Genomic DNA, 16012 nt, shown 5'->3' with positions numbered 1-16012 from the left:
AATTTACTTCAGCCAATCAGCATAGGGCGATGACGCGGGCAGCGCTATTCTCTCGTCCCAACCCTTGAGGCCGATACTGTCACGCTGCAAGTCCAGGTCAGCGGGCTCAAGTACGCCCTCACCAAACTGGTATTTGACCGCCAGCTCGCCGTTGACCGCGGCATCGTCATAGGCCTGGGCCTCAGCCACCACCTGCTCGTTGCGACGCTGGTACTCTGCCCACGCCTTCGCACCGTGGCGACCCTGAAGTAGCCGCTGACTCATGGACGGCGACAATACCGTCGCCGACGCATTGTTACCGCCAAAGCCCTTGGCATTCAGCACGGCAACATCAAGGGCGTTTTCCTCCACTTGCACATGGCGGGTAGACAAGCCCAAATTACTGGACTCCACATCGTCGGCAAAGTGATCGGCGGTGGTGATCCCCGGCAGAATATTGTCATGCCATACGCCCAGTGTTGCCGTCATCTGGTCACCCGAGGCGGCGCCAATACTGTGACCCAGGAAGGTTTTCACCGCCACCAAAGGCCATTTTTCGATGCCAAATGACTTGGCGACTTCGTTGAGAATATGGGATTCAGTGACCCTGTTTTGCGGGGTGCTGGTGCCGTGCGCCTGCACAAAGCTGCGGGTTTTCACCGCGTCGCCACCGACAATCGCCGCCGCGCAGGCCAACGCCTTGGCCACCGTAACGTAGTTGCCGATACCCGGTCCTGAAATGGATTTTTTAAAGCCGTCGGCGCTGACAAAGACATCGGGCACAGCGCCGTGAACCTGCGCGCCCAACTCCATTGCCAGGGCGTCATCAAACAGCACGATAAACTGGCTGCTTTCGGAAATGGTAAACCCGCAATTCGTGCTGAACGGGCGACTGGCTCGACGATAATTGGCTTCGGTCAGCCCCAGTGCCTGATCGAGTTTGAGCAGTTCGGCATCGGTGGCCAGGGCGCCCATGGTTGCGTAACCGTCCATCACCCGCGGATCAACAGCGGCATCGGCGGCGCCGACTATCGCCACCCGCACACTGCCCTCACGAATTTCCTGTACGGCGTGGCGCATATTGTAAAAGAAGGTGGCACAGGCGCCGAGGGAGGGGCCTATGCTGCCGACATTGCCCAGCACATAAGCGCTGACAAAATCAGCTGGCATATCCGGCAGTCCCAGAGGCAGTTGTTTTGAGCTGACTCGTCCGCCGCCAGCGCGAGCACCGAGCAAACCGCCGTAACCGGCATCATCCATCTGCGCCATCGCCGAGCTGGCATACACACCGATCTGGTCCGGGCGCACGCGGTTGCGCACCACTTCCCAGTCAATTCCCATTGAGTGAATCGCATCAGAGGCGGCAAACACCGACATCTGCAGCCCCTTGGGATGGCTCCGCGCCGCGTAGTAACTGGAGGGGTCAAAGCCGCTGGGCAACTGCCCGGCACTGGAGACTTCAAAGCGACGGGTTGTCGGCACCAGAATGTCGGTCGATTCTTCAACGGTGACCGCGACCTGTCCCGCGCCGAGTTCACGCACCGTCCAGCCGGGGGGAATCACATCCGGCAGGTGGCGACTACGGGTGACAAACTCCATTTTGCCGCCTTCGCCGGACACCGACATACGTTTGTTCCAGGCGACATTTTCGACATCGAAGGCGGAGGCCTCGATCTTTCTGATCAGTGTATGGGCCAGGATAAAGTCGCGGGTGGTGATATCGCTTACTTCACCGCTGACGTTCATCAGCGCCGCAAGGCTTTTCAGCGTGCGGGTCTGCGCGGATTCCGGCAGGGCGTCAAAGACCATGCGGCGATAGGCGTGATGGAAGGACGCTCGACCGGCCGGGTTGATGCCACCAAATCCTACAACTACAGGCAAACTACTCACAATTGAACCTCTGACTGACGGTGAAAACGGGTTATCTAGTCAGGCTAGTTTATGCCTTATGTCAGGGATTGATTATGTCATTTTCGCCAATTTATATGTTATTTTGGCCACATCAACGATATTCCGGATAGCGATGCGATCATGTTCTCAACACGCCCCGCCGACAAAGCCATCGGCCTTCTCGCCTTTAACAACGCCCTGGCCACCAGTATCAGCCTGCCGATGGAACTGTTTAACGCGGTTAACCACCAGTTCATGCATCAACGCCAGGGTCCGGTCGCCACTCTTCAGGTCATAGCACTGGATCCACCGCCTATTTCCATGTCTGGCGCACTCACCGTACATACCGATATTATGCTCGACGGCAACCCTGACACCCTGCCCCAGCTGGATATTCTGGTGATCCCCAGCCGCTGGCGTCACCCCCTGCGCGGCGGCGCAATGCGCCCACAGGTGAAGGAGTGGCTCAGGGCACTGGATCAATCCGGCTGCGAAATTTGCGCGGTGGGTAACGGCAGTTACTTTCTCGCCGAGGCGGGACTACTGGACCATCGCGCCGCGACGACCCACTGGCACTACTTCGACGATTTTCAGCGACGCTACCCAAGCATAAAACTGAAACGCGACCACCTGATTACCCAGGCCGACAACCTGTTCTGCACCGGCAGCGTGAACAGTGCCGCCGACCTGATTATTCACCTGATCGACCGCCATTGGGGCGCAATCGTTGCCCAGGGCGCGACCCGCCAGTTTTCCCCGGAAAGCCGTCGCCCCTTCTCTCGCCACGCCTACCGCAGTGACCAGCAGGATCTGCACAGCGACGAGGTGATTGCGCTGGCCCAGAGCTGGATGCACCGCCATATTGGCGACAGCATCAGCATTGCCGACTTGGCCGAAAAAAGTGGTCTCAGCCAGCGCAGTTTTCTGCGCCGCTTCCGCCAGGCGAGTGGGCAAACACCCCTCCAGTATTTGCAGATGCTGCGCCTGGAAAATGCGCGGGATCTGCTCCAGAATAGCAACCTCAGCCTTGACGATATCAGCCAGCTCTGCGGCTACGCCGACACCAGCTACCTGTGCAAACTGTTTCGCCAGCGCTACACCCTCACCCCGGGTGAATACCGTCGCAGTGTGCGCCGCAAACTGTTTGCCATCGACGGCACAGACAGCTGAGCCATTCACCCGCTGAATAGTGGGTAAACTTGATAATACCGGTACCTCGTGGCTAAATGCGGCGTCTATTTTTCACGCGATCGATGCACCCAAGCGGTTTACGAGTGCCCGTTGTCGCCCATCACACAAGGAAACCGACCATGTCCGACTCTGTATATATTGTTTCCGGCGCCCGTACCCCAATGGGCGGAATGCTTGGCAGTCTCAGCGATGTTACCGCGGTAGAACTCGGCACCACCGCCATCGCCGAAGCGGTAAAACGCGCCGGTGTTGACGCTGGCAAAATCGACGACGTTATTATGGGCTGTGTACTTCCTGCCGGCTTGAAGCAGGGCCCCGCCCGTCAAGCCGCCATCATGGCCGGCATTCCCAAAAGCACCGGCGCCGTCACCGTTAACAAACTCTGCGGCTCGGGCATGCAGACGACAATTTATGCCCACGACCAGATCAAAGCCGGTAGCTGCGACATCGTCGTAGCCGGTGGCATGGAAAGCATGACCAATGCTCCCCATATCGTCATGAACGCGCGCAAGGGCGTTGGCACCGGTGGCAAGGGTCTGGAAGACCATATGTTCTTCGATGGCCTGCAAGATGCCTACACCGGACGCATGATGGGTAGCTTTGCCCAGGCAATGGCCGACGAGCGCGGCTTTACCCGTGAAGAAATGGACGCCTACGCGGTTGAGTCCCTCAAGCGCGCCAAAACAGCGATAGAAGACGGTTCACTGAAAGCCGAAAGCGTACCCGTAGTAGTTAAAACCCGCAAAGGCGAAACCGTGGTTGAAAACGACGAGCAACCGCTGACGGCCAATCTGGACAAGATCCCAAGCCTGCGTCCGGCCTTTGCCAAAGACGGCACCATTACCGCCGCCAACTCCAGCAGCATTTCCGACGGCGCCTCTGCCATGGTGTTGATGAGCGAGAAAGCGGTGAACGAATCCGGTGCCAAGCCGCTGGCGCGCATTGTCGCCCACAGCCGCCAATCCCAGGAGCCTGAAACCTTCACCGCAGCCCCTGTCGGCGCGATGAACACCCTGCTCGCCAAGGCGGGCTGGAGTAAAGATGACGTTGACCTGTGGGAAATCAACGAGGCCTTTGCGATGGTTACCATGATGGCGATCCGTGATCTGGGCCTCGACCACAGCAAGGTGAATATCCACGGCGGCGCCTGCGCCCAGGGCCACCCTGTAGGCTCCACTGGCTCGCGTATTATCATCAGCCTGATCTATGCACTGAAGAAGCTCGGCAAGACCCGCGGCGTTGCCTCACTGTGCATCGGCGGCGGAGAAGCTCTGGCTGTAGCGATCGAACTGGTCTGATTCGCGCACACCACTCGTGGGGCACAGTGTTGCCCCGCTCACGGCTGGCGCCCCTGCGTGTCAGCCGTCATACTCCCCCTCCGACATACTCATTTTCACTTTGGACACACCATGGCCGAAATCGGACGCCGCAACCTGCTCACTGTCAGCCGAAGCAGCACCGCCGGGTTCTACCTTGACGGCGGCCCTCTGGGCGACATCTTTCTGCCGCCAAAACAGGCACCGGATAACTGCGCCCCCGGCGACACCCTTGAGGTGTTTGTTTTCCACGACAACGACGGCAGCCTGATCGCCAGTACCCAAATGCCAGAGGTATTCTGTGGCGAAGTGGCCACGTTGCGGGTTACTGCGACCAGCGACGTTGGCGCCTTTCTCGATTGGGGTTTAAGCAAGGAGCTGCTGTTACCCTTTAGCGAACAGGTCGGCACAGTCAGCGAAGGGCGCTCAGTACTGGTGGTGGTCTATCAGGATGTACGCGGTCGGCTGGTCGCCAGTATGCGTCTCGACAAACACATCCTCGACCTCGCCGAGGGCCTGCGCAGCGGCGACAAGGTCACGCTGACGGTAGGCGGCAAAACCGAGCTGGGCTACAAATGTGTAGTCAACCACCGCTTCTGGGGCCTGCTGTACGACAATGAACTCAAGCGCCCGCTCACCCGTGGTCAACGTTTGCAAGGCTGGGTGCGCCGAGTGCGCCCTGACCAACGTCTGGACTTGAGCCTGAATGCACCGGCTCGCCAGCGCGCGCCGGATATTGCCGCTGCGATTCTTCAGCAACTGGAATTAAATGACGGCTTTCTCGCCCTGGGGGACAAGAGCCCACCCGAGGCAATTCAGCGGATTTTCGGAGTCAGTAAAAAGGCCTTCAAACAAGGACTGAGCAAGCTGTATAAGGAGCGCCGCATCAACATCGAGGAACGCGGAATACGCTTGCTCAAGTAACCCTACGACAGCGCCGTCGCCCTAAGATTTCGGCGCGCGCGCCAGTCGCTCGCCGAGGGTTGCCAGCAGCACATAGAACAGCGGCACGAACACGGTGGCAACAAAGGTCGCCAGCATCATTCCGCCGATGACACTGGTGCCCAGCGCAATGCGGCTCGCCGCCCCTGCACCACTGGCCAGCGCCAGAGGCAGACAACCCAGGGTGAACGCCAGCGAGGTCATCACAATCGGCCGAAAACGCAGTTTCACCGCAGCGAGCGCGGCATCGACGATGCTCAAGCCCTTGTCGCGCTGCTGCATGGCAAACTCGACAATGAGAATGGCGTTCTTACTCGCCAGACCGATCAGGCACACCAGACCAATCTGAAAATAAATGTCGTTATCCAGACCGCGCATCCACGCCGCCAGCAGGGCGCCCAGCAGTGCAAAGGGCACCGCCAAAACCACGGCAACGGGCATCAGCCAGCGCTCGTACTGGGCCGCCAGAATCAAAAACACCATCACAATCGCCAGCACAAAGGCCTGACTGCCACTGCTGCCGGAGGCCTTTTCCTGGAACGCACTGCCGACCCAGCCGACAGTGAACCGATCTCCCAGTGTTTCCGCTGCAACCTCCTCGATGGCGGCGATGGCCTCGCCAGAGCTGTATCCCTCAGCAGCGCTGCCGAGAATTTTGGCCGCAGTGAAGCCATTGAACCGCGCCACCGCGTCCGGCCCTACGGTTCGCGTCACATTGAGCAGAGAACTCAACGGCACCAGGGCACCGGAATTCGACCGCACATAGACTTTGCTCAGGTCCTCCGGCGATCGACGGAATTCCTCCTCCGACTGCAAATTGACCTGAAAGCTGCGCCCGAACAGCGTAAAGTCATTGACGTATAACGCACCAAAGGTGGCTTGCATCGTGCTGTACACGTCGGCGATGGGCACGCCCAGACTCATTGCCTTTTCACGGTCGAGCTGAAGACGGTACTGGGGTGTATTGAGCTGAAAGGTGGTATTTAAATCCGCCAGCTCCGGGCGTTGGCGGGCAGCCGCCATAAATCGGTCGAGGGCATCGGACAGCGCATGTAAGTCGCCACCGCTACGGTTTTCCAGAAAAGCCTCAAAGCCTCCGGTTGTACTCAACCCGATGATCGGTGGTGGGTTGAAGGCAAACATTTCGGCATCGAGGACATCATCCCCCAAGCGGGGCAAGGCATTGGCGAGCGACTGGGAATCCATTCCCGGCTGCTCCCGCTCGGACCAGTCGTTCAACATAATAAACGACACGCCGGTATTGGTTTTCAGGCCTCCAGCCAATAAATCATACCCGGTAAAGGTCATCACCGATGAGGTCGCCGGATGCTCCAGAACCCGCTCGGACATTGTCGCGGTCACCGCGCCGGTGCGACTTAGCGAGGCCGCCGGAGGAGTGTTATAGGCCATAATCACATAGCCCTGATCTTCGGCAGGCACCAGGCCCGCAGGCACCCACCGATTCAACACCAGCGCCGAGCCGATCAGCGCCAGAAACAGAAACACGGCAGCAACACGGTGGTGTAGCAGCAGACTGGTGACCGTCAGATAGCCATCGCGCAGACGGTCAAAACTGCGATTAAACCACGCCAGGAATCCGCGCTGCGCGGCGCTGTGGTCGGAAGACAGAATCATCGCGCACAGCGCGGGGGTAAGGGTCAGGGCAACGATTCCGGACAGTACTACCGACACCGTGATTGCCACCGCAAACTGCCGATACATTTCCCCGGTCATCCCGTCGATAAATATCACTGGCAGGAAGACCGCGCACAACACCAATACAATGGCGACCAGCGGCCCACTGACCTCGTCCATTGCCTGACGCACGGCCTCAACCGCGGGCAGACCCTGCTCTTTCATGATTCGCTCGACATTTTCGATCACGATGATGGCGTCGTCCACGACGATTCCTATTGCCAGAATCAGGCCAAACAAGGTCAGCAAATTAACCGAGTAACCCAGCAGGTATAGCCCGGCAAAACTGCCGATAATTGACACGGGAATCGCCAACACCGGAATGAAGGTGGCCCGCACATTCTGCAGGAACAGGAACATTACCAGCACTACCAGCAGCAGTGCTTCAAAGAAGGTCGCCACCACCTCTTCAATGGAGTGCTTGACGAAAATATTGGTGTCGAAGGCAATCGACATTTCCACACCGTTAGGGAGCTTTTCCCTGGCCTCGGCCATCACCTTTTTCACCGCATCACCGGTTTCCAGGGCATTGGCCCCGGGCCGCAGGAACAGGCCGATGGGCACCGCCGCCTGGCCATTGAAACTGCCCAGAAACGCGTAGTCCTTCGCCCCCAGCTCTACCCTGGCGATATCACCCAGGTGTAGCGCCGCAGAGCTTGATTCAGCACGAATAATAATGCGCTCGAATTCCTCAACAGAGGCGAGGCGGCCCTCGGTCGTCACCGAATAGGTAAAAGCCTGCTCCCCAGAGACCGGCTCGGCGGAAAAGCTCCCTGCGGCAAAATTGGAATTCTGCTCTCGAATCGCCGCGGCAATGTCTGCCGGGGTCAGCCCCAGTTCGGCGAGGCGGTCGGGACGCAGCCACACCCGCATGGAGTAGTCCCGCGCGCCAAACAGCTGGGCATTGCCCACCCCCGGCACCCGGCGCAGCTCGTCAAGAATATTCAGCAGGGCGTAGTTGCTGAGAAAAATGGAGTCGTACTGAGGGAAATCCGACGACAGGGCGTAGACCATCAACATGTCGGTGGAACGCTTTTCCACCTTTACACCGTTGCGTTTTACCACATCGGGAAGGCGGTTTTCCGCCACCGCCACCCGATTGCTCACTTCAATGGCCGCCTGGTTTGGATCGACCCCGGCGGCAAAGGTTACGGTTATGGAAACCACCCCCGCTGACGAGGCTTGAGTCGTCATATACAGCATACCGTCGATGCCGTTGAGCTCCTGCTCAATGGGCGCCGCCACCGACTCGGCGACGGTTTCCGCGTTAGCACCGGGATAAGCTGCCGAAATCACGATTTGCGTCGGCAACAGGCCAGGATAGAGCGCCACCGGCAATTTGCCTACCGCAGCGCCGCCGGCAATCAGCAGTAACAGCGACAACACAATGGACAGGACCGGCCTGTCGATAAAAAACCGCGCGTTCATCGTGCGCTACCCTCGACAAGGGTGGTCGCCATCAGCGCGTCAGTGGCGCCCGGCGAGTAGCCAGGTAGCGAATTGGGGTGCTGGGCAAACTGCAACCCGGGGACTTCATCCCAGTCCAGCAGGCTGCCAGGACGAATGCGCACCATGCCGTCCACCACCACGCGATCACCGGCCTGCAGGCCCGAATCGATGATAAGACCGCCGTCCACCTCAAGGCCAACCACAACCGGCCGTGGCTCCGCCCGCTGCTCGGCGTTTACTACATAGACGAAGCTGCCGGAGGGTCCTTGGAGAATCGCCCGTTCGGGCAGCGCGATGGAGTCAGCACTGTACAAGCCCATAAAGTGAACACGGACAAACTGCCCGGGTATCAGGCCGCCATCCGGGTTGGGCACCGTCGCGCGATACTGCACCGTGCCGGTTCGACGATCTATCGCGCTGTCGGAGAAATTGACCTGCCCACGATAGGAGTGAAAATCACCCGTATCGGTCTCTATTTTCAAACTTTTTTGACTCGCGTCGTAGGCCAGCTCACCATCCTTGATCATTCGCCGCAGCAAAATTACGATCTTGTCGGGTAAGGACATGTTGATCCATATAGGATCCATCTGGGTGATCGTGGTTAATACATTGTTGTTGGGGCCAACCAGGCTGCCTTCCGATACTCGCTCCCGGGAGGTTATCCCCGAAATCGGCGCCCTCACCTTGCAGTAGTCAAGACTGATCTGTGCAGCGCGCACCTCTGACTGGGCCAGCTGCACCGTTGCCTTGGCCATTTCCAGCTCAGACTGGGCGTCGTCGCGATCCCGTTGGCTAATCGCATTTTTACGAATCAGTTCGGTAGAGCGGTCCCAGCGACGCTGGGCAGCGGCCAGTGACGCCTGCGCCTGAGCCAACTGCGCCTGGGCGCGACTCAGCGCCACCTCAAAAGGCGCGGCATCAATCTCGTAAAGCAGTTGCCCCGCTTCCACCTGCTCACCCTCGGCGTAGGCCCTGCGCAACAAAATGCCTTCAACCCGAGCGCGCACTTCAACTTCCTTCGAACCCTCGGCACGACCGGAAAACACTTCGCTTACAGGCACCGCCGTGGGCGCCACATGAACGACCTTGACCTTGTAGGCAGGCTCTTCCTGGCCCCGCGCCTCAGGTGACGGTGGCGAGCAGGCGGCGAACAGGCAACCGAACAGAATGAGAAAAGCGAAGCGACGCGCAACGATCATAGAGGAAGGACCAGAAGATAATATAAGAGCCTTTACTTTACATACATGCATACACGTATGTAAAGTACGTTTTGATGACAGCGCCGTAATGGACTGGCACGCTATACACTTATTTCAATAAAAAACAACGAGGCCCTGCAGCGACTACGCCGGGGAGACAACTGTAATGAGACGTTCAAAAGAAGATGCCGAAGCCACTCGAGAGGCCCTGCTCTGTGCCGCGGAACAACTGCTTGCCGAAAAGGGCATTAAAAATACTCGACTGGAAGATGTTGCCGCGGCGGTGGGCGTTACCCGCGGCGCGATTTACTGGCATTTCAAGAATAAGGAAGAGTTGATCAACGCCATTCTCGAGCGCCTTCGCGACCCCCTGAATGCCAGCATGGGCGAGTTGGTCGAGCGCGCCGCCAAGGGCAAATTTTGCCTGGAAGAGCTGATTACCGCACTCATCCACCCACACCAGCAGCTGAGCGAAAACCCTGCCACCGAACAACTGATTCGCTTCGCCGTACGTTACGCCCTGTGCAGGGAGTCTGAGGCACTGAGCGAGCGCATCGACCAGGATCGCGAAGACAACTTGCAAAGAATGACCCGCCTGATGCATCTGGCACAGCAACTTGGCCAGGTGCGCCAGGATATTCCCCCCGAGCAACTGGCCCTTTATGTGCGCTCCCATGTTATGGGGGTATTCCACCACCAACTGGCGGTGGGCAATGCCTTCGGCAGCGGTATGGACTCCATTCGCACCCAGTTCAAACTGATGATCGCCGGCCTGCGCCCCCCGAATCAGACGACAACCACCTCCTCGGCGCTTTGAAAATGACGCACATCCAGGGGAAGCCGAAGGGTAAACCGACTGCCTGCTCCCGGCTCGGACTGCACCGCAATGCTGCCGTGCAACTGCCGGTTAACAATGTTGTACACCAGGTGCAAGCCGAGGCCGGTGCCCGCACTGCCCTCTCCCCGCCCCCGGCGGGTGGTGAAAAACGGATCGAAGATTTTTGGCAGAACATCTGCCGGGATGCCGAGGCCGTTGTCCGCCACCACCAATTCCAATTCGCCATCGTCGATGCGGGCATCTACACTGATTTCCCCCACCTGTTCCTCATGGAAGCCGTGGACGAGACTGTTGTTAATCAGCTGTATCAACACCTGCCCGACGCTGCCGGGAATTGACACCACGGTGATGTCCCTAGGGCAACGGAAACTAATTTCGTGGCCGAGGGCCCGATATCCCGGCGCCATATTTATCACCACATCATGCAAATATTCATAGAGATTGAACTCCCTGCACTCCCCCGATGCCTGATCCCCCGCAACCTGTTTGAAGGCCTGCACCAGAGCGCCGGCCCGCTGCAAACTGCTCAGCACCATTGCCGAAGCCTCGCGCATTCGCCGCAGATGTTTTTCTGTGCGCGCGGGGCCATCAGCGAGCATGACCTCCAACTGTTTAAGGTCTTCCTGAAGGGTGGATTCCGCCGTCACCGCAATGCCGACAGGAGTATTCAGCTCGTGGGCAAAGCCCGCCACCATGCCACCCAGTGACGCGAGCTTCTCAGCTTCGATCAACTGGTCCTGAGTACTGCGCAGTTGATTCAGCGTTTGCTGCAAGTCTTCACTGGTTTGCTCAGAGCGAAACTTGGCGCCAGTGAGAATCAGCAGCGACATACTGAGCAAGCCGGTAAACAACATGCCAACGGCGAGTATGCCCCAGGGGGTCATCGAGCGACTGTCCACGATAAATCGCTGACCAGCCTGAAAATCCAACTGCCACTCACGGTCGGCAAAGGCTACCGGTAACGTTGCGGTAAACAGTCCCACACCACTGCGGTAGGCTTCACCCAGAGAAAACAGGGTTTCCGCAGTCTCGGCCGCCCCCGAACGCAGCGACATATGAAGCCCCGACAAATCCTCAGCAGACAGCAAGGTCTCCATAAGATTACCCATGCGGAACACGCCCGAGGCAAACCCGACCAACTCCCCGGCGTCGCTATACACGGGGAAATAGACTACCACCCCCTTCTGAGTACCCTCTTCCTGAATTAACTTGATGGGCGAAGTGGATGATGGCTCTCCGGTCCGCGCCGCGCGCAACAGGGCTTCGCGGGGCAATTCACTCGCAGCGATGTTGTAGCCCACCGCCAAACGATTCTTGGCCAGCGGTTCGATATAGCGGATCACAACATAACTGTCCCGCTGCTGTGCCGCAACCCGGGTGCCATTGGGGTCAAGCTCGGTAAACACCCGGCTCTCACCCAACTCCCTGGAGAGGATCGACTCCAGCGGTTCACGCCCATCGCGATTGACCATGGGATTCCAGGCAATCCCCTGAAAACCCTGATATCGCTGAAGTATATTGTGGGTAAAAACCTGAAAGTCCTGGCGTTCCACCGCGTCCGAGCTTTCAAACAGCCCCTTCACCGCGTACAGATTATCCAGATAGCTGCTCAACACGATTTGCGTACGCAGATGCACTTGCCGCACCTGTCGATCGAACACAGAACGCTGGCGGCTTTGCTCCCAGTTGCTCGACACGACAAACAGGGCGATCAAAATCACCGAGGTCACAATCATCACCGTCGGCAATACTCGGCGGCGGCTCGCCCAGAGCTTCCGCGGCTCTGCCAGATACACAAAAATCAATGTACTGACCAGCAGGGCACCCAGACCATCACCGACCCACCAGGTACTCCAGTTAAATAAAATATTGCTCGGCGCCACCAAACCGAACCAGGTGAGGGCAACAACTCCCACCGAGGCGCTCACCGTACTCCCCAGACCGCAGACCACGAAAAGAAAGCAAAGCACCTCAGGCACCGTATCGAGGCGCAGCGGCAGGGAAATAAAGCGGGTCAACAGCCACTTGGACACCACGGCCTGCAGCGCCGCCCCACAACCGATTATCAAAGGCAACACCATCGACGCCAGGGTGATTTGCGTACCCGCGTCCACCGCCATATGAAAGTTGGTTGCAAAGGAGCCCAGCAGAATGGCGGGCCAGAAGCGGTAACCCCACAACACCAGCGCCGCCAGGGCCAAACCTGCAGAGGGCCATATGACCGATGCGTAGCCCGGCGCGACGGCCAGCAACAGTGCCAGACGACCACCCACGTAATAACCCAGCGCCACACCGATGAATATCAGCAGGTACTTTTTCAAGTCTGAAGTTGTTACTGAGGGTTGCGACATGGGGCTCCCGGTCAGGAAAACCGGAGTTTTCCGCCATTGGCGCAGCGAATTGCGCTCAATAAAACGATATGAAACACGAGTTTAGCCGTCATTTTTAGCCACGGTAAGTAGGTAATTTCGCCTAAGACCCTACGCACCAAAACGACACACTCACCGAAGAAAATAGTTTAAATAAATATAGGCATTACCCAAATTTATTAATAAATTTATGGGATTACACGCTTTTTCATCTTACAGCTTTTATCGCATATTTTCTGCAAATGTAATACAATGCGGCGCTTTTACGCACAGCAATATAACTTCAAATACAACAATGGATCTTTAAAGATGCTCTTAGGAATTCCAAAAGAACTCGCCTCTGGGGAGAATCGAGTTGCGATCATTCCGAGCGATGCCAAGAAATTGGTCCGCGCGGGAGCCGCAATTCAGATTGAAGCGGGACTCGGACTGGGTAGCGGTTTCAGCGATCAGGAGTACATTGACGCTGGCGCTACAGTGGTAGAGGACCGGACTCAGGTCCTTTCAACGGCCGATATCGTATTGCGTATCAGCAAGCCCACCATTGAGGAAATCAAGGCCCTTAAAGCCGGCGCGATTCACGTCAGCTATCTGGACCCGTTCAATGAACACGAGCTGATCAAGGCCTTCCGCGATCAGCAGGTTAGCGCCATCAGCATGGAAATGATTCCGCGCAGCACCCGCTCGCAGAAAATGGATGCGCTGAGCTCACAGGCCAGCCTGGCCGGTTATGTGATGGTCCTGTTGGCCACCACCAAGCTGCCACGCATTCTGCCGATGATGATGACCCCCGCCGGAACCCTAAAGCCCGCTACCGTATTCATCATTGGCGCCGGCGTTGCAGGCCTGCAGGCCATCGCCACCGCCAAGCGCCTGGGTGCCAAGGTTGTCGCCTTCGACACCCGCAGCGTGGTTGCCGAGCAGGTGCGTTCACTGGGCGGAAAATTCCTTGAAATAGACCTGGGCGAAACCGGGCAAACCAAGGACGGCTACGCCCTGGAATTGACCGAAGAACAGCGCCAGTTGCAGCTGGAAGGTCAAAAGAAACAGATCGCAGAGTCTGACATTGTTATCACCACCGCCCAGGTCTTTGGCCGCAAGCCACCGGTACTGGTCACCAAAGATATGGTGGCGGGCATGAAACCAGGCAGTGTCATCGTCGATATGGCCGCAGAAACCGGCGGCAACGTTGAAGGCTCTGTGGCCGGCGAAACCGTCGTGGTTGATGGCGTGACCATTATAGGTAACGGCAATTGGGCGAATTACGTAAGCCGCGATGCCAGCCAGATGTACTCCTCCAACCTGTTCAACCTGGTAGACGAAGGCTGGGATGGCGAGAAAAAAGCCATGGCCATCGATCTGGAAAACGATATTTTGCAGGGCTGTGTCATTACCCACGGCGGCGAGATCGTTAATGAAACCATCAAAAATATAGTCAAGTAAGGAGACAATGATGGAAATAGTATTTCTCGCCTTCATCTTGATGCTGTCGATATTCCTGGGCTTCGAGCTGATCAATAAAGTCCCTGCCACACTGCACACGCCGCTGATGTCAGGTTCAAACGCCATTTCGGGTATCACCCTTGTCGGGGCTCTGACCTCTGCGGGCGCAGAGCACACGCAACTGGCTACAATTCTGGGCACCCTGGCTGTTGCCATGGCCACAATCAACGTTATTGGTGGCTATATGGTGACCGACCGCATGCTGGCCATGTTCAAGAAAAAACAGGGAGACGCTAAGTAATGGGTATTGAATTGCTGGTCAACCTGACCTATGTGGCAGCGGCCGTACTGTTTATTTTTGGCCTGAAAATGCTGGGCTCACCCGCCACAGCACGTAAAGGAAACCTGGTTTCCGCCATCGGTATGTTCCTCGCCGTCGTGGTGACCCTGCTCGACCAAAGCATTATCGACTACAAATGGATCGGTCTGGGCATCGTGCTCGGTGGCGTTGTAGGCGCAGTGGTTGCACGCTCTGTTGCCATGACCTCCATGCCGGAAATGGTGGCACTGTTCAACGGCACCGGTGGTATCGCCAGCTTGCTGGTTGGCTGGGCCGCCCTGTACGGCTTCGACCCCAACAGCTTCCAGATGGTCACAATCGTACTGTCCATTCTGATCGGCGGCGTCACCTTCACCGGCTCATTAATTGCCTATGGCAAGCTCAGCGAGAGAATGCCGGGTCGCCCCCTGGTGTTTGGCGGACAGCGCATTTTCAACATTTTGCTGATTCTTGGCATTGTGGTGAGCGCGACACTGTTTGTTGTTAACCCCGACACCATCGCCTACCTGTACATCGTTGTTGCCCTGTCACTGTTGCTGGGTGTGATGCTGGTTATCCCCATCGGCGGCGCCGATATGCCAGTGGTCATCTCTCTGCTGAACAGCTACTCCGGTCTGGCTGCCTGTGCTGCGGGCCTGGCGATCAACAACATCATCCTGATTGTTGCCGGTGCACTGGTTGGTGCCAGCGGTATCATCCTGACGCAGATCATGTGCAAGGCGATGAACCGCTCTCTGAGCAACGTCCTGTTCAGTGGCTTCAGTGCCGTAGCCTCCGGTGGCGCTGCCGCCAAGATCGAAGGCGAAGCCAAGCCCATGTCAGCGGACGATGCCTACTATGTTCTGGAAGCCGCTTCCAGCGTGGTGATTGTCCCCGGTTACGGCATGGCCGTTGCCCAGGCCCAGCACGCGGTAAAAGAGCTGCAGGAAATTCTGGAGAAGAACGGCGCCGAAGTGGTTTACGCCATTCACCCGGTTGCCGGTCGTATGCCTGGCCACATGAACGTACTGCTGGCTGAAGCCGACGTTTCATACGACCTGCTGCTGGAAATGGACGCGGTCAACCCGCGCATGGAAACCTTTGACGTGGCGATTGTTATCGGCGCCAACGACGTGGTTAACCCCGCCGCTCGCGAGATGGAAGGCAGCCCGATCTACGGCATGCCGGTCATCAACGTGGACATGGCACGCAACGTCTTCGTAATGAAGCGCTCCATGGCCTCAGGTTTTGCCGGGATAGACAACCCCCTGTTCTTCAAGGACAACACCCGCATGCTGTTTGGCGACGCCAAGGAAATGCTGGGCAACATCATCAAGGCCTTCGGCTAATACCGCAAGGGCACGACAAAAAGGGGATGGCAG

The 16012-nt window shown here is 57.7% G+C and carries 11 protein-coding genes; 7 read left to right on the top strand and 4 right to left on the bottom strand.

Features of this window, described 5'->3' with window-relative positions:
- Positions 1 to 3: 3 nt before the first annotated feature.
- The gene (locus HCU74_RS05145; protein ID WP_168449356.1) at positions 4 to 1869 is read right to left on the bottom strand and encodes a beta-ketoacyl synthase N-terminal-like domain-containing protein; all 1866 of its coding nucleotides are present in this window, start codon (positions 1867 to 1869) and stop codon (positions 4 to 6) included.
- A gap of 141 nt (positions 1870 to 2010) precedes the next feature.
- Between HCU74_RS05145 and HCU74_RS05140 the strand changes: the two genes are divergently transcribed.
- The 3 genes from HCU74_RS05140 (at position 2011) to HCU74_RS05130 (ending at position 5300) form a co-directional block, all read left to right on the top strand.
- The gene (locus HCU74_RS05140; protein ID WP_168449355.1) at positions 2011 to 3039 is read left to right on the top strand and encodes a GlxA family transcriptional regulator; all 1029 of its coding nucleotides are present in this window, start codon (positions 2011 to 2013) and stop codon (positions 3037 to 3039) included.
- A gap of 140 nt (positions 3040 to 3179) precedes the next feature.
- Positions 3180 to 4358, top strand: coding sequence for a thiolase family protein (locus HCU74_RS05135; RefSeq protein WP_168449354.1), 1179 nt, complete (start codon positions 3180 to 3182; stop codon positions 4356 to 4358).
- 111 nt (positions 4359 to 4469) lie between these two features.
- On the top strand, positions 4470 to 5300 hold the full coding sequence (locus HCU74_RS05130) for a CvfB family protein (RefSeq protein WP_168449353.1): 831 nt from the start codon (positions 4470 to 4472) through the stop codon (positions 5298 to 5300).
- Positions 5301 to 5321: 21 nt separating this feature from the next.
- Here HCU74_RS05130 and HCU74_RS05125 read toward each other — a convergent pair whose 3' ends face one another.
- Both HCU74_RS05125 and HCU74_RS05120 read right to left on the bottom strand, forming a co-directional pair.
- Entirely contained in the window at positions 5322 to 8441 is a 3120-nt protein-coding gene (locus tag HCU74_RS05125) for an efflux RND transporter permease subunit (RefSeq protein WP_168449352.1), read from the bottom strand.
- Positions 8438 to 9661: an efflux RND transporter periplasmic adaptor subunit gene (locus HCU74_RS05120; protein WP_168449351.1), complete on the bottom strand. Its 1224-nt coding sequence runs from the start codon at positions 9659 to 9661 to the stop codon at positions 8438 to 8440. Before HCU74_RS05120 ends, HCU74_RS05125 begins: the two co-directional genes overlap by 4 nt.
- A 166-nt stretch (positions 9662 to 9827) precedes the next feature.
- Here HCU74_RS05120 and HCU74_RS05115 point away from each other — a divergent pair, with 166 nt between their 5' ends.
- Complete coding sequence (locus HCU74_RS05115; protein ID WP_168449350.1) at positions 9828 to 10478, top strand: TetR/AcrR family transcriptional regulator; 651 nt, start codon at positions 9828 to 9830, stop codon at positions 10476 to 10478.
- On the opposite strand, the gene HCU74_RS05110 is transcribed toward HCU74_RS05115, so the two are convergent.
- On the bottom strand, positions 10448 to 12850 hold the full coding sequence (locus tag HCU74_RS05110) for a CHASE domain-containing protein (RefSeq protein WP_168449349.1): 2403 nt from the start codon (positions 12848 to 12850) through the stop codon (positions 10448 to 10450). The genes HCU74_RS05115 and HCU74_RS05110 overlap by 31 nt on opposite strands.
- A gap of 327 nt (positions 12851 to 13177) precedes the next feature.
- On the opposite strand from HCU74_RS05110, the gene HCU74_RS05105 reads away from it, so the two are divergent.
- From HCU74_RS05105 to HCU74_RS05095, 3 genes are read left to right on the top strand one after another with little or no spacing between them, the layout of a single operon-like run.
- Entirely contained in the window at positions 13178 to 14311 is a 1134-nt protein-coding gene (locus HCU74_RS05105; RefSeq protein ID WP_168449348.1) for an NAD(P) transhydrogenase subunit alpha, read from the top strand.
- A gap of 10 nt (positions 14312 to 14321) precedes the next feature.
- Positions 14322 to 14612 (top strand): NAD(P) transhydrogenase subunit alpha part 2, encoded by a 291-nt coding sequence (locus HCU74_RS05100; RefSeq protein ID WP_168450022.1) that lies wholly within the window; start codon positions 14322 to 14324, stop codon positions 14610 to 14612.
- Entirely contained in the window at positions 14612 to 15979 is a 1368-nt protein-coding gene (locus HCU74_RS05095; protein ID WP_168449347.1) for an NAD(P)(+) transhydrogenase (Re/Si-specific) subunit beta, read from the top strand. Before HCU74_RS05100 ends, HCU74_RS05095 begins: the two co-directional genes overlap by 1 nt.
- The last annotated feature ends 33 nt before the right edge of the window (positions 15980 to 16012 follow it).

Source organism: Spongiibacter thalassae (assembly GCF_012272835.1).
In the GTDB taxonomy this organism is placed as follows: domain Bacteria; phylum Pseudomonadota; class Gammaproteobacteria; order Pseudomonadales; family Spongiibacteraceae; genus Spongiibacter; species Spongiibacter thalassae.
Note: the sequence above shows the minus strand (reverse complement) of the source record. Positions and strands in the feature narration are given on the sequence as shown.

Excerpts from the sequence above, each read along its gene's own strand:
- HCU74_RS05140 (WP_168449355.1), top strand. The coding sequence starts at position 2,011 with ATGTTCTCAACACGCCCCGCCGACAAAGCCATCGGCCTTCTCGCCTTT.
- HCU74_RS05135 (WP_168449354.1), top strand. The coding sequence starts at position 3,180 with ATGTCCGACTCTGTATATATTGTTTCCGGCGCCCGTACCCCAATGGGC.
- HCU74_RS05130 (WP_168449353.1), top strand. The coding sequence starts at position 4,470 with ATGGCCGAAATCGGACGCCGCAACCTGCTCACTGTCAGCCGAAGCAGC.
- HCU74_RS05125 (WP_168449352.1), bottom strand. The coding sequence starts at position 8,441 with ATGAACGCGCGGTTTTTTATCGACAGGCCGGTCCTGTCCATTGTGTTG.
- HCU74_RS05120 (WP_168449351.1), bottom strand. The coding sequence starts at position 9,661 with ATGATCGTTGCGCGTCGCTTCGCTTTTCTCATTCTGTTCGGTTGCCTG.
- HCU74_RS05115 (WP_168449350.1), top strand. The coding sequence starts at position 9,828 with ATGAGACGTTCAAAAGAAGATGCCGAAGCCACTCGAGAGGCCCTGCTC.
- HCU74_RS05110 (WP_168449349.1), bottom strand. The coding sequence starts at position 12,850 with ATGTCGCAACCCTCAGTAACAACTTCAGACTTGAAAAAGTACCTGCTG.
- HCU74_RS05105 (WP_168449348.1), top strand. The coding sequence starts at position 13,178 with ATGCTCTTAGGAATTCCAAAAGAACTCGCCTCTGGGGAGAATCGAGTT.
- HCU74_RS05100 (WP_168450022.1), top strand. The coding sequence starts at position 14,322 with ATGGAAATAGTATTTCTCGCCTTCATCTTGATGCTGTCGATATTCCTG.
- HCU74_RS05095 (WP_168449347.1), top strand. The coding sequence starts at position 14,612 with ATGGGTATTGAATTGCTGGTCAACCTGACCTATGTGGCAGCGGCCGTA.